This window comes from Bacillus sp. TH25 (assembly GCF_016650935.1).
Lineage (GTDB): Bacteria > Bacillota > Bacilli > Bacillales > Bacillaceae_G > Bacillus_A > Bacillus_A mycoides.
The window spans coordinates 698,927-712,345 of record NZ_JAEKEU010000039.1 but is presented as its reverse complement, the minus strand read 5'-3'; the positions used below and the strand labels follow the sequence as shown (position 1 = coordinate 712,345).

The following is a 13,419-nucleotide window of genomic DNA, read 5'->3' as shown; positions in this document are numbered from 1 at the left end:
ATATTTCTCCGCTATCTATTCGCTTTCTTTCTTCTAAATAACATAAGTAATCCCGCTCCAACAAACGCCAGACCTGCTCCAATTGTAGAAGCAACACTTGTACCTGTTTTCGGTAAATCACGTTCTTCTTTACCTTCACTTACTTTCGTTGTTTCTTTTTCATTTTGATTATCTGTTGTAGTTTGTCCAGATCCCGCGTTGTTTCCATCTTGTTTTGGTTCATTAACAGTATTACCTTCATCCGTTGGTGGTGTCGTTGGATTTCCTCCGTTATTGCCTTCACCTGTTGGCGGTGCCGTTGGATTCTCTCCATTATTGCCTTCACCTGTTGGTGGTGTCGTTGGATTTTCTCCGTTATTGCCTTCACCTGTTGGCGGTGTTGTTGGATTCTCTCCACCAGTTTCCTTATCATCATTCTTCTTCGTTATATCAATTGCATATTTAGCAAATTCATTTTCAGATGGTCCAACATATGATATTTTTCCATCTTTCTTTATATGCTTTTGTGCATTTGGTGAAGAGTCAAATGTTGTATTTAATTTATCTGCAACAATTGGTTTAAATGTCCAATTTTGATCAGCTGCTGGATCAATAACTGGTGTTTCTTGCATATACTTCACAATGATTTGACGTGTTTCATCTTGCGATTGGTATACAACCTCCCCTTTACTTACACCAGGGAATGTTTGGCTACTTCCACGATAGTTATTTGTAGCAACGATGAATTCTTGAGTGTCGGCTACAGGCTTACCTTCATACGTCATATTTACAATACGATTCGTATTTGCATTTACAACTTTTCCATCTTTATCATATTTCGCCGGTTGCGTCACATCAATTTCGTATTTTAAACCATCCAAAATATCAAAGTTATATGTAGGATATCCGATATTTACTAATGGCTGTTCTTCTGTTTTCTTTGAATCAATTTGATTAAATTGACCAGCAGACATTTCAAGCCATTCTTTCACTTGTGCCCCGTTTACTTTTACAGCATATAATGTATTTGGATATACATATAAATCCGCTACATTTTTAATTGCTAACGTCCCTGCTGGAATATCCGTATAATATGTAGCACCGTTTCGGCCACCTGCTTTAAATGGTGCTCCTGCAGATAATACTGGAATTCCTTTATATTTACTATATTGTCCGTTTTCAGCGAATAGCTTTTCTACATACCATTTTTGTGCATTTGTCACAAGTTGTACAGAAGGATCATCTTGTACTAATGAAAAATAACTATTAATTGGCGCTGTCGTTTTTCCTACAGCTGTATTCACATAATCAATTGTCGCTTGATGATCATCCTTAATTTCATTAACTAATCTTTGATCAGATTGTACTAATGGGTTCCCTTTACTATCAGCAATCGGACGAAGTTGCGGCTTCGATTGCTCTTTTTGTACTTCCCATTTTCCGTTTACCTTTTTCAATTGCATATCAATAATACCTAAGTTACTTCCAAAAACACCAGGCATTACAACAGGAACACCATTAAATACATCCTTCACTTCAGTATGTGAATGTCCCATTAATACTGCATCTACACCAGGAACCTCTGTTAAATAATATGAAGCGTTTTCCATGCCAACATTGTATCCACTCTTATCAACACCGGAATGCGCTAGGGCAACGATAACGTCTGCACCTTCTTCTTTCATTTTCGGTATCATTTTCTTCGCTGTTTGAACAATATCTTTCGCTTTTACTTTTCCTTCTAAATTTGCTTTATCCCAGTTCATAACTTGGGGTGGAACAAATCCCATTACACCAATTTTCACCTTTTGCTTTTGACCAGATTCATCCTCTACTTCTTTTTCAAAAATATGATATGGTTTAAAGTAATTTTGGTCATTCTCTTCATTATTATCTTTATCGTCTTTATAGACGTTTGAGTTAATAACTGGGAATTCTGTTTTACTAATCACTTTGTTTAAATAATCTAAACCGTAGTTAAATTCATGGTTCCCAAGAGAGATGACGTCATACTTCATTAAATTCATTACACGATATAATGGATGTACATAACTAGAATCAACAGGATTCTTCTGATCATTTATTTTATTCGCTACATAATCTCCAAGCGGCGTACCTTGTAATGCATCTCCATCATCAAATAGGACAGAGTTTTTCGCTTCTTCACGTGCTTTATTAACGAGTGTTGCAGTTTGCACGAGACCTACTTTATTATCTGTTTTCGTTTGATAATAATCGTAATTCATTAAGTTAACGTGAATATCTGATGTTTCTAAAATTCGTAAGTTAACTGTACTCTCCCCAGATTGCTCCTCCGCATGAACTGTTGTTGGCAACACTTGCGGTGCTATAACACCAATTGCAAGTGTTGCTCCAGCTAGCATTTTTTTTGACTTTTTCACAAAAAATCCCCCTTATACAATTACCAGAAATAATGAAATGAATCCCTATCTGTCTCTAACCACATACTTTTTTCTTCTATTAGAGACACGATTTTCATTTCATCCTGCGCTAACGAGTAGTCCCCTTAAACGCTCGATTGATGAAGACTAACAATTAACGGGAGATAAAGCTCCCACTAAGCAGCATTTCACCTTATCTGACATTATCATATATAAAACTCTTTCGTATCGTCAATATTTTTTGACATACTTCTACAAATTTTCTGTAAAGTTATTGTGAATTTTTCATAAATATATAATATGCCCTTACATTGCTTATACTGCTGAATATGATACAATTACCAATTACAAGGAGGATGAATTTATGAAAAAAGTCATCTTAACAATTGTTTGTCTCCTCCTTCTAATCATTTCTTGTTCTAATTTTGAAAAGAACGATGAGATAGAACAAAAAGGAACTGAAGGAAAAGCAGAAAAAACATCTGCTCCGAGTTGGATTGATAAGCAAACGAACGACTCCTTTTATCACCTCGTATTAGGTGATTCATTTGCAAAAGGATATGGATCTACACAAGGGGGATTTGCCGAATTAGCTTCTAGACAATTAGAAGGACAAATTCATAAACCAATTACGGTAGAAAACCTCGGTGTAAATGGTCTCACTACAGATCGTCTTGTTAAGAAAGTCCAGTCAGAAGAAGTTCAACAAAAAATTAGGGAAGCAAATATCATTACTATTAGTATTGGAGGAAATAATTTATTCCGCTTAAATCGTGATGTAGGTGTTATAGATGGTATTAAAATGTTAAATAAAGAAAAAGCCCGTTTTGAAACGGATGTAAAAAATATTGTAAAGACCGTTCGAGATCAAAATCCGAATGCTTTACTCATTCTCTCTGAACTCTATAACCCTTTACAACTAGATGACTCCATCGCAAGTTATGCAGATATGTTTTTAGACGGTTGGAATGATTCTATTTATTCTATTTCAAAAGCACATCAACCGTCGATCGTTTTACCAATTCGCAAATTAATTTCGAATGATAAAAAAGAGTTACTATTTGACCAAGTACACCCAAATGATAACGGTTATGCGATTATTGCCAATACATTTACAAAGCAAGTGTTATCCTACAAATATTAAGGCTACCATGAAACAATTCTATTTTTATACCTTGTCTTTTTTGTTACAATGATAGTGGAAGGGGGCCGTTATATGGAATCACGCGAGTGGGAACGTATTGTTGATCATCTTCTTTCGCTAGTGCCTCTTTTTTATCGCAAATTTATGCTTCCTGGAGAGTTTTCTTCTCAAAGACATATGCCGCCATCACATACGCAAGTGTTACTGCTTTTGCATGAAAATGGTACATTAGCAGTTTCAGAAATTGGTAAGCGGCTAGCGATTTCACGGCCTAACATGACCCCTCTATTAAACAAACTTATTCAAGAAGAACTAATAGAGCGTCATTATAGCGAAAAAGATCGACGGGTCATTTTAATTTCCCTAACAACTGAAGGGAAATTGCTAGTAAATCAGTATCAGCAATTCATTTTAGACAAACTAAAAGAAAATTTTCAAACATTATCTGAGGAAGAGCGTGAAAAGCTCATTCATTCTCTTAAAACCATTCAAAATTTAATTTTGAAAACAAACGCATAAAGCTGCTTCTAAATAGAAGCAGCTTTATGATTCGTAATAATTACCATAGTATACATTTGAATATGGCCATGTCATTAAATACGGCTTTTGTTCTTGAACAGGTTGCTGCTGAGGCTGTTGCATTTGCTGTATTTGTTGCTGTGGATACACTCCGAATTGCTGCCTCATATCATTTACAGCATAATAATTTGTATACGGATATACTTGAGGTACGTAATAATAATACATTCATTCTCTCCCCCTTTTTCTTAAACATATTCAAAGGAGAAAATGAATGTGACATTCTTTATATTTGCACGAGTGGTTCTCTCACTTGTTTCTTTCTTTTCTTCAAACGTAACTTACGATTCTTTTCATATAAATAATGCACAACGAAGTATGAAATTACCCCAAACACAATTCCTATTATCGTCATGCCAATTAATACATACACTTCACTCTGTAATAAGCTCTTTAACATCGTAAAAATATGACTCGAAAATAAATCTGATATCGTAAATGGCTTATGATGTATTTTCTTTACATGAAATGGATAAATCATTTTCCCTAATGCATAAGCAAACGGAAATAAGAATACCGGTAGAAACGATATTTTTCCAATAATATTACCAATGACTGCGGCTGGAAAAGATCCCTTTGCTAACCTGACAATTGGATAAAATATTAAATATACGAGCGATGCCGTATAAATCACCAACATTTCTAAACCAAATCCAATAGCAAAACCTAACGACACTTTCTTTGCTCCTTCTGGCGATCGAAGCAACTTAAAATATTGAAACTTTAATATTCTCCACATTCGCTGAAAAAACGAATATGTTTTCTTAGTTGTTTTCAAATTCATCATCTCTTTAACTATATTTTTTTATCTAGTATGTCCTTACATGATATGAAAAATAAAATTAGTTTTCTCTTTTTATTATAAATGATATAGAGATAATTAACTAAATATACATCAGACATTTCAACATAAAAAAACCTCCCTTTTAGGAAGGCTCTTCTATATTTTTAAATAAACTCACTAATAAAGCTTTTTGCGCGTGCAACCTGTTACCAGCTTGCTCAAAAACGATAGACTGTGGCCCATCTATAATCTCTCCAGTTACTTCTTCTTCACGATGAGCAGGCAAACAGTGCAGGAAACGATATGTTTGCTTTGCATGTATAACAAGCTCTTTATTTACTTGGAAAGGCTGGAATAAAGTATATTTCTCTGCTTCTCCTTCTTGGCCCATACTCATCCAAACGTCAGTATAAATAAAATCCGCTCCACTTACCGCTAATTCAGGATTATGCAAAATCTCAATTTCAGCCCCTGTTTCATCTGCAATCGCTAACGCTTTTTTAACAATTTCTTCATTCGGTTCATACCCTATGGGAGTCGCAACAGTCATATTCATTCCGACTTTTGCACTTGCTAGCAATAGTGAATGACATACATTATTTCCATCACCTACGTAAGCTAATTTAATTCCTTTAAACGTATGAACTTCTTCATATATCGTCATTAAATCTGCCAATGCTTGGCAAGGGTGATGATCATCAGTTAAACCGTTAATAACTGGGATACTGGACTCTTTTGCAAGCTCTTCTACATCTGCATGCGAGAATGTACGTATCATAATTCCATCAATATAATGAGATAGTACTTTCGCAGTATCTGAAACCGTTTCTCCTCTGCCAATTTGCATCTCTTTTCCACTTAAAAACATTCCATGTCCTCCGAGCTGTACCATCCCTGCTTCAAAAGAAACGCGAGTACGAGTTGAATGTTTATCAAAAATGAGACCTAATATTTTCCCTTGTAATAAAGGCTCCTGCTTGTTCTTTTTTAAATATATAGCGAACTCAATTAAAGAAATGATTTCTTCTTGCGTCAATTCTTCTAACGTTAAAAGATCTTTCGTATTTAATTTCGGTACTTGTACAGTTGACATGAAATTTCCCCCTTATATTATTGATACATTTTTTGTACAAACCACTTCTTTTATCATATATACTGCCTGTTCTAGCTCTTCATTCGTTACAATAAGTGGTGGTAATAGTCTTATAACATTAGGCCCTGCTTGTAATACTAGAAGTCCTGCTTTTTCTAGTTGTTCTATGACATTTGCAACCTCATGCTTACATTCGATTCCAATCATAAGTCCCTTACCACGAATATTTTGAACACATTCAACGTGTCGTAATTCTTCTTGCAATTTCTTTAATACGTAATCGCCCTTTTCCTGTACCTCTTTAAAAAACGATTGTTCCTTAATGAATTGCAATACTTCTTTCGCTGCAGTCATAGCAATATAATTCCCACCGAAAGTTGAACCGTGTGACCCGGCAGTAAAAGAAGAACCTAGTTCTTTTCGGCCAATCATCGCTCCAACTGGAATACCATTCCCAAGCGCCTTTGCGATGGTAACGATATCAGGAACTATTCCCATTTGCTCATAAGCGAATAGTGTTCCTGTTCTGCCTATTCCAGTTTGTACTTCATCTATAATAAAAAGAGCATTGTACTGATTACATAGTTTTTCAATTTCCTTCAAAAAGGATGGATCAGCTAATATTACTCCTCCTTCTCCTTGAATAACTTCTACCATTACCGCTGCAACTTCTTCATTCATTACTTCCTCTAATGCTCGTATGTCGTTAAATGGTATATGTAAAAAAGACGGAAGTAATGGACCGAATCCTTCTTTTACTTTATCTTGCCCTGTTGCACTCATCGTTCCAAATGTTCTCCCGTGGAAAGATTGCTCACATGTTACTACGAGAGATTTTCCAGTATGCTTACGTGCTAGTTTTAAAGCCGCTTCATTTGCCTCCGCCCCGCTATTACAAAAAAACACATGATCTAATGCTGTATCTTCTGTTAATAATGATGCGACCTCTTCTTGTAAGGAGTTCGTAAATAAGTTAGATATATGCCATATATTTCTAAGTTGCTTTTCTACTGCCTTTACAACCGTAGGATGACAATGTCCTAAGTTACATACTCCAATACCAGAAGTGAAATCTAAATATTGCTCACCACTTTTATCAATAACTTTCGCCCCATTGCCCTTTAGAAATTCAATTTCTCTTCTTCCATATGTTTGAAAAAGATGGCTTGTCATACGATACTCACTCCTTTTGTTACCGTAGTTCCAACACACTCTCCTGTAACCTCAGTAAAATCCTTTGTACCATTTACGATACTAGCCTTTTTCACTCCCATTTTTAACGATGTAAGTGCCGCCTGTACTTTCGGAATCATTCCACCTGTAATGACGCCTTGTTCTATAAAAGTAAGAATTTCATATTCATCCGTTTTCTTTACCAATCTTCCTTCGTGTAATACTCCATCTACGTCCGTTATAAAAATGAGTTCTTTTGCGGATAGTGCATATGCTATTCCAGCTGCAGCGGTATCTGCATTTATGTTATAAACCTCATTACCATTTATCCCAATTGGGGCAATGACAGGAATATAATTCATATCTATCAACCCTTTCAATAGGGCTGTTTCTACATAACTTACTTCTCCTACATATCCTATCGCTTCGCCAACAGGTTGAACTTGAAGTAAATTACCGTCACATCCTGAAAGCCCCACCGCAAGTAAATCATGTTTTTGTAAATTCATTACGAATTTTTTATTCGTACTTCCGCATAGCACCATTTGAACAACATCCATAACCTCTTTCGGCGTTACTCTTAATCCATCTTTCTTTTCTATCTCGATATTAGAGTCTTCTAACTTGGCATCAATTTCTGGGCCACCGCCATGGACAATAACAACCTTATACTTATTTTGCAATTTCTTTATACAATCAAAAAAGACACTATTTAATCGATTCAACATGCTACCGCCACATTTAACTACAATATAATCACTCATCTTCTCTCTCCTTATGTACGATAACAAGCATTTATTTTCACATATTCATAACTTAAGTCGCAGCCCCAAGCTGATCCCGTTTCATCTCCTAAATGTAAACACACATTAATTTTTATTTCATGTTCTTGTAATTTCTTTGTCATTTCCTCTTCAGAAAACATTTGAGGCTCACTATTTTTTAATACGACGATAGATTGAAGAGTGATATCAATTGTATTTGGGTTAATAGTTACTTCACTCTGTCCAATACTACTAATAATTCGTCCCCAATTTGGGTCCTCACCGTATATCGCTGTTTTCACAAGACTGGAACCGACTATTTGTTTTGCAATTTTCTTTGCTTCTTCATTTGTTCTAGCCCCTAACACGTTTACTTCTATTAACTTCGTAGCACCTTCACCATCTTGTGCAATTTTTTTCGCTAAATCTTCACATACCTTTTGTAAAGCAACTACGAAAGTTTCCCAGTCTTCATGTTCCATATTCATCGTTTCCGTTTCTGATAATCCACTTGCCATAGCGATGACCATATCATTTGTAGAAGTATCTCCGTCCACCGTAATTTGATTAAACGTATGATTCGTAATTTGTGATAATGCTGTTTGCAATACTTCATGCTCTATATTGGCGTCTGTTGTAATAAAACTAAGCATCGTTGCCATATTCGGTTTGATCATCCCTGAGCCTTTTGCGACCCCAGCAATGATCACTGCTTCCCCATCAATTATCATCTCATAGCAAGTTTCTTTCGTTATAAGATCTGTCGTTAAAATTGCTTCACAAAAAGAATAAGCTTCACTTACTTCCTTTGTTGGCACAAGAGATTCAATTCCCTTTCGAATGATATCCATCGGTAAAGGTACTCCAATTACACCTGTTGAAGCGACTGCGACGTACTTTTCTTTTACTCCAAAGTGTTCCGCTCCTAATGTTCGCATCTCATAAGCATCTTGCAATCCTTTCATCCCCGTACAAGCATTTGCATTGCCGCTATTTACAACAATTGCTTGTAATTTCCCTTCTGCTGCTATGCTATCCTTCGTTACTTGCAACGGCGCTGCTTGTATTTGATTTGTTGTATACACAGCGGCACATGATGCTGGCACCTCACAAACGATTGCACCCATATCCTTTTTCACCTTTTTCAGACCATTTGCAGTACCGATTGCCAAAAAGCCTTTTGGTGTAACAATTGAACCATTTGCTAATTTTGTAATAGACGATGCTTTAATCATAATTTCCCCCTTATGGATAAAGCGGCATATGCTGTAAACCCGTTGTCTCTTCTAGTCCCGCTAATAAATTTGCATTTTGAACTGCTTGCCCTGCCGCACCTTTCATCATATTGTCTATAACAGAAACGACCGTAACTCTTTCTGTTCTTTCATCGTAAGCTATCCCAATATCACAATAATTTGAGCCCCTTACTTCTTTCGGACTTGGAAATTCTCCTTGCGAGCGAACTCGAACGAAAGCTGAGTATTCATACGTTTCTTCATACAACTTTTGAAGTTGCTCTATTTTCATTTCCTCTTTCACTTTCGCATAAAGTGTAATCATAATCCCTCGTGATATCGGTATTAAATGTGTACTAAACGTGATTGGCTTCGTTTCACGATTCCACTCTGCAAGCATTTGCTCAATCTCAGGAACGTGCTGATGCTGATTAACTTTATAAATGTGTAAGTTATCGTATAGCTCAGGAAAGTGAGTCATTGTTGTTGGCGTTTTGCCCGCTCCAGATACTCCTGATTTCGCATCAATAATAATCGAAGCTTCTTCAATCATGCCGCTACGTACTAACGGCGCTACCGCTAATAATGCAGCTGTAGCAAAACATCCTGGGTTTGCAATTAAATTTGCATTTTGGATCTCAGGCCTTTTCCATTCACTTAATCCATATACCGCTTTCCTAAGAAGTTCTTCCTGTGCAGCTGGCCTTTTATACCACAATTCATATGACGAGGGATCTATCATACGAAAGTCTCCAGATAGGTCAATTACTTTTAAACCTACTGCCAATAATTTTGGTGTTAACTCTGCCGATACTCCCGCCGGGGTTGCTAAAAATACAATTTCAGCTTCCTTCTCTATTTTCTCCGCATCAATTTCTTGTAACGTATGGACAAGAACATTTCGAAAATGCGGGTATACATTTGTTATAAATTCACCAACTTGTGAAAAAGAATGGAGAGATGCTATCGAAAAATATGGATGTTGCTCTAATAACCGAATTAACTCAATACCTCCATATCCAGTTGCTCCAATAATTGCGACTTTCATAAGCTCCTCCTCATATCTATTCTTTAAATTAAGTTTGATTATAATGTTGCATAATTATAAAGTCAATTAAATATTTATAATTTTAAAAAACTTCAAAATATTAACTTTGCTACAAAAACAATATATACAAGTGGATTTTTATGCAAAAATAGTGCATAGTAGTATTTTCATTTCACTTCAAGTACAATAAAACAATACATGTATACATACAGGCGGGGAAAAACATGAATAAAAAATTAATTGAGAAAATGATTATAAAAAGTTTTCGGCAATATCAATGTAATCCTGTTTCAAAAGAGGATCAGGAAATGCTAATTAAACATATTCAAATGATAATTCATTCAAATACTGAAATTGATGTATACGAGGCTGTTGAGGATATCGTTTACGATTATGTGACTGGAAAATAAAAAATAGGAGATTTCCATATGGAAATCTCCTATTTTTTACTTAATGATTTGCCTGCAACGCGTTCAAATAAACCTGGGAATAATGCGTAGAGCTTTGGCCCCATTCCCATCCACTTCGGCAAGTTTACTTCACGTTTTTTCGTTTGCATCGCCTTTACGATTTGTTCTGCTACATATGTTGGTTTTAACATGTAACGTCCCATATTTTTCACATATGTACCTGATTGATCGGCTATTTCAAAAAAGTTCGTTTCTATCGGTCCTGGGTTAATTGCTGTTACATATACATTTGTGTTAGATAACTCCATACGTAAACTATTCGTAAATCCTAATACAGCGTGTTTTGTTGCTGCATAAGCACTCGACTTCGGAGTTGCAATTTTTCCAGCCAATGAAGCAATATTAATAATTTGTCCTTCGTTCCTTTTTACCATATTAGGTAATACCGCTTTCGTACAAGCTACTAATCCAAATACATTTACTTGAAACATATCCTTTACTTCATCCATTGAAGCATCTTCAAACGTTTTAAAAATACCAAACCCAGCATTATTTACCAATATATCAATACGTCCTACTTCTTGTAATACCTTTGAAAAAACAGATTGTACTTTCGTTTCTTCACTTACATCTAATACATAGTAATAGCAAGGCGTATTATAAGTTACTTTAATTTTGTCTGCTAATGCTTGTAGCTTCTCTTCTGTTCGAGCCATTAATACCGGCGTCGCCCCTTGCTCTGCAACCTGCATTGCAACTTGCTCTCCAATACCACTAGAAGCACCTGTAATGACGATTACTTTTTCTTGTAAACGTCCCGTCATTGCTGTCACCTACTTTGCATAATAAATCAATTGTTGTGAAGATTCATCAATCATCACTTGTTGATTATATGCTAAAAAGTCTAATTGTCCAACAGTTTCTGAGATAGTAAGTGGCAATTGCTCTTTATATAATACCGGAAATAGTTTTACACACACTTCAAATGCTGTCATTGGCTTTTCCTTTAATAGTTCAAGCACTTTAAAAGCACGTGTCTCTTGCTTTTGTAATCTTGTTTCAATAAGTTGTTTCACATTCAGAACATCTTCCCCATGCCCTGATAAAATCCGTGAAATATTCATTTCACTTAAACGTTTTAACGTTTGATTGTACTGCAATAAAGGATGCGCTCTTTCTGTTTGCCCTTCATATGGTGGTTCTAATATTGGATTTGAAGAAATATGACTAATGAGAGCATCCCCACCAATTAATATTCCATCAGATTCTCTATATAATGAAATATGAGTGGAAGCATGACCCGGGGTTTCAATCACTGTAAATCCAGGTAACGAATCTATACGATCTCCCTCTCTCACGGTATGTGTTAACGATCTATTACAAGAATATTTAAGCGTCTTCGTCGTCAATAACGCCTCACCATTCAGAAATACTGCTGGAACGCCGAACTGCAAGGCTGTCTCTTTAAAAAATTCATGATACCTCTTTAAAAATTCAGCATTCTGTGTAATCCACGGTTCATTCCAAGGATGTCCGATAATCTTTACTTTTTCAGAAAATGTATTTAAAAGTCCGCAATGATCCGCATGGTGATGCGTAATCACTACCGTTTCAATATCTTCTATCTTATACCCTAATGCACCTAATTGACTTTCTAGTGCTTTCTTTGCTTCTTCTGTATTTGTCCCTGTATCAATTAACGTTAATGTTTCTCCCTCAACTAAAAACACATTCACTGTCTCAACTGCAAATGGAACAGGAATCTCCATTCGATGAATCGCCGTCATGCTTAGCCCCCCTGTCTTTTTCCGGTTCAAAAATGAATACCTCTTCAGTTTACAACTTCCCTATAAATTTGTCATTATTTTCAGATAAAAAGAGGTCTTTTCCATAAAAAAACGAATGTATGTACATTTATAAGTATTTCTAACCAAATTTAAAGGAGGCACATCATGTCTATGCAAAACATTTCCTTTCTCGGTGCAGGCTCTATTGCCGAAGCGATTATTGGTGGCTTATTAAACGCAAATGTCGTTAAGGGAGAACACGTCACTGTAAGTAATCGTTCTAACGAGACAAGATTACAGGAGTTACATAAAAAATACGGTGTCAAAGGTACACATAATAAAAAGGAATTACTTGCTGATGCAAATATTCTTTTTCTAGCTATGAAGCCAAAAGATGTCGCAGAAGCGGTTATTCCTCTTAAAGAATACATAAATAATGACTTGCTTATTATTTCGTTATTAGCAGGTGTTTCTACTCATTCAATTAGAAACCTACTTCAAAAAGACGTTCCGATTATTCGTGCAATGCCAAATACATCTGCAGCCATTTTAAAATCCGCTACCGCTATCTCACCTTCAGAACACACAACGGAGGAACATATTCGCACTGCAACATCTTTATTTGAAACGATTGGTCTCGTCTCTGTTGTAGAAGAAGAAGATATGCATGCTATCACTGCATTATCTGGAAGTGGACCAGCTTATATTTATTACGTGGTAGAGGCACTGGAAGAGGCAGCAAAAAAAATTGGTTTAAAAGAAGATGTTGCAAAATCTCTTATTCTTCAGACGATGATTGGTTCTGCTGAAATGCTAAAAGCAAGCGAAAAACACCCTTCTATTTTGCGAAAAGAAATTACTTCTCCTGGCGGAACAACTGAAGCAGGTATTGAAGTATTAAAGGAGCATAATTTTCAACAAGCATTAATCTCATGTATTACACAAGCAACGAAACGATCACACGATCTTGGAAAAACATTAGAAGAAATAGCAAAAGAAAAATAAAAAACGGAGCTCAACT

General features: G+C 35.9%; 14 protein-coding genes. 4 read left to right on the top strand and 10 right to left on the bottom strand.

The window, feature by feature from the left end; all coding sequences use genetic code 11:
• Window positions 1-11 precede the first annotated feature (11 nt).
• A complete protein-coding gene (gene cpdB / locus JFT89_RS27615) occupies window positions 12-2,381 on the bottom strand; it encodes a bifunctional 2',3'-cyclic-nucleotide 2'-phosphodiesterase/3'-nucleotidase (protein WP_016096144.1) in 2,370 nt (789 codons plus the stop codon).
• Window positions 2,382-2,745: 364 nt separating this feature from the next.
• Here cpdB and JFT89_RS27610 point away from each other — a divergent pair, with 364 nt between their 5' ends.
• Complete coding sequence (locus JFT89_RS27610) at window positions 2,746-3,525, top strand: GDSL-type esterase/lipase family protein (protein ID WP_002067002.1); 780 nt, start codon at window positions 2,746-2,748, stop codon at window positions 3,523-3,525.
• A gap of 72 nt (window positions 3,526-3,597) precedes the next feature.
• A complete protein-coding gene (locus JFT89_RS27605) occupies window positions 3,598-4,044 on the top strand; it encodes a MarR family winged helix-turn-helix transcriptional regulator (protein WP_002111682.1) in 447 nt (148 codons plus the stop codon).
• A 24-nt stretch (window positions 4,045-4,068) separates the two neighbouring features.
• Here JFT89_RS27605 and JFT89_RS27600 read toward each other — a convergent pair whose 3' ends face one another.
• From JFT89_RS27600 to argC, 7 genes are all read right to left on the bottom strand, one after another.
• A complete protein-coding gene (locus JFT89_RS27600; protein WP_002067000.1) occupies window positions 4,069-4,272 on the bottom strand; it encodes a hypothetical protein in 204 nt (67 codons plus the stop codon).
• A gap of 58 nt (window positions 4,273-4,330) precedes the next feature.
• Window positions 4,331-4,882 (bottom strand): DUF2062 domain-containing protein, encoded by a 552-nt coding sequence (locus JFT89_RS27595; RefSeq protein WP_016096143.1) that lies wholly within the window; start codon window positions 4,880-4,882, stop codon window positions 4,331-4,333.
• 148 nt (window positions 4,883-5,030) lie between these two features.
• A complete protein-coding gene (gene argF, locus JFT89_RS27590; protein ID WP_002111686.1) occupies window positions 5,031-5,981 on the bottom strand; it encodes an ornithine carbamoyltransferase in 951 nt (316 codons plus the stop codon).
• A gap of 12 nt (window positions 5,982-5,993) precedes the next feature.
• Complete coding sequence (locus JFT89_RS27585; protein WP_016096142.1) at window positions 5,994-7,154, bottom strand: acetylornithine transaminase; 1,161 nt, start codon at window positions 7,152-7,154, stop codon at window positions 5,994-5,996.
• Window positions 7,151-7,918: an acetylglutamate kinase gene (gene argB / locus JFT89_RS27580; RefSeq protein ID WP_016096141.1), complete on the bottom strand. Its 768-nt coding sequence runs from the start codon at window positions 7,916-7,918 to the stop codon at window positions 7,151-7,153. Before argB ends, JFT89_RS27585 begins: the two co-directional genes overlap by 4 nt.
• Window positions 7,919-7,929: 11 nt before the next feature.
• Window positions 7,930-9,153 (bottom strand): bifunctional glutamate N-acetyltransferase/amino-acid acetyltransferase ArgJ, encoded by a 1,224-nt coding sequence (gene argJ / locus JFT89_RS27575; protein ID WP_016096140.1) that lies wholly within the window; start codon window positions 9,151-9,153, stop codon window positions 7,930-7,932.
• A 10-nt stretch (window positions 9,154-9,163) separates the two neighbouring features.
• Window positions 9,164-10,201, bottom strand: coding sequence for an N-acetyl-gamma-glutamyl-phosphate reductase (gene argC / locus JFT89_RS27570; RefSeq protein WP_002066994.1), 1,038 nt, complete (start codon window positions 10,199-10,201; stop codon window positions 9,164-9,166).
• Between the two features lie 224 nt (window positions 10,202-10,425).
• Here argC and JFT89_RS27565 point away from each other — a divergent pair, with 224 nt between their 5' ends.
• Window positions 10,426-10,611, top strand: a complete 186-nt coding sequence (locus tag JFT89_RS27565) for a YqzH family protein (protein WP_002014960.1) — start codon at window positions 10,426-10,428, stop codon at window positions 10,609-10,611.
• 29 nt (window positions 10,612-10,640) lie between these two features.
• Here the strand turns inward: JFT89_RS27565 and JFT89_RS27560 are convergent, their stop codons facing one another.
• Entirely contained in the window at window positions 10,641-11,435 is a 795-nt protein-coding gene (locus JFT89_RS27560; protein ID WP_002129013.1) for an SDR family oxidoreductase, read from the bottom strand.
• A gap of 9 nt (window positions 11,436-11,444) precedes the next feature.
• Window positions 11,445-12,398, bottom strand: coding sequence for an MBL fold metallo-hydrolase (locus JFT89_RS27555; protein ID WP_002014957.1), 954 nt, complete (start codon window positions 12,396-12,398; stop codon window positions 11,445-11,447).
• A gap of 165 nt (window positions 12,399-12,563) precedes the next feature.
• Here JFT89_RS27555 and proI point away from each other — a divergent pair, with 165 nt between their 5' ends.
• Window positions 12,564-13,403, top strand: a complete 840-nt coding sequence (proI, locus tag JFT89_RS27550) for a pyrroline-5-carboxylate reductase ProI (RefSeq protein ID WP_002066991.1) — start codon at window positions 12,564-12,566, stop codon at window positions 13,401-13,403.
• Window positions 13,404-13,419: the final 16 nt, after the last annotated feature.

Coding starts and splice junctions, on each gene's coding strand:
- JFT89_RS27610 (WP_002067002.1), top strand. CDS start 2,746: ATGAAAAAAGTCATCTTAACAATTGTTTGTCTCCTCCTTCTAATCATT.
- JFT89_RS27605 (WP_002111682.1), top strand. CDS start 3,598: ATGGAATCACGCGAGTGGGAACGTATTGTTGATCATCTTCTTTCGCTA.
- JFT89_RS27600 (WP_002067000.1), bottom strand. CDS start 4,272: ATGTATTATTATTACGTACCTCAAGTATATCCGTATACAAATTATTAT.
- argF (WP_002111686.1), bottom strand. CDS start 5,981: ATGTCAACTGTACAAGTACCGAAATTAAATACGAAAGATCTTTTAACG.
- JFT89_RS27585 (WP_016096142.1), bottom strand. CDS start 7,154: ATGACAAGCCATCTTTTTCAAACATATGGAAGAAGAGAAATTGAATTT.
- argB (WP_016096141.1), bottom strand. CDS start 7,918: ATGAGTGATTATATTGTAGTTAAATGTGGCGGTAGCATGTTGAATCGA.
- argJ (WP_016096140.1), bottom strand. CDS start 9,153: ATGATTAAAGCATCGTCTATTACAAAATTAGCAAATGGTTCAATTGTT.
- argC (WP_002066994.1), bottom strand. CDS start 10,201: ATGAAAGTCGCAATTATTGGAGCAACTGGATATGGAGGTATTGAGTTA.
- JFT89_RS27565 (WP_002014960.1), top strand. CDS start 10,426: ATGAATAAAAAATTAATTGAGAAAATGATTATAAAAAGTTTTCGGCAA.
- JFT89_RS27560 (WP_002129013.1), bottom strand. CDS start 11,435: ATGACGGGACGTTTACAAGAAAAAGTAATCGTCATTACAGGTGCTTCT.
- JFT89_RS27555 (WP_002014957.1), bottom strand. CDS start 12,398: ATGACGGCGATTCATCGAATGGAGATTCCTGTTCCATTTGCAGTTGAG.
- proI (WP_002066991.1), top strand. CDS start 12,564: ATGTCTATGCAAAACATTTCCTTTCTCGGTGCAGGCTCTATTGCCGAA.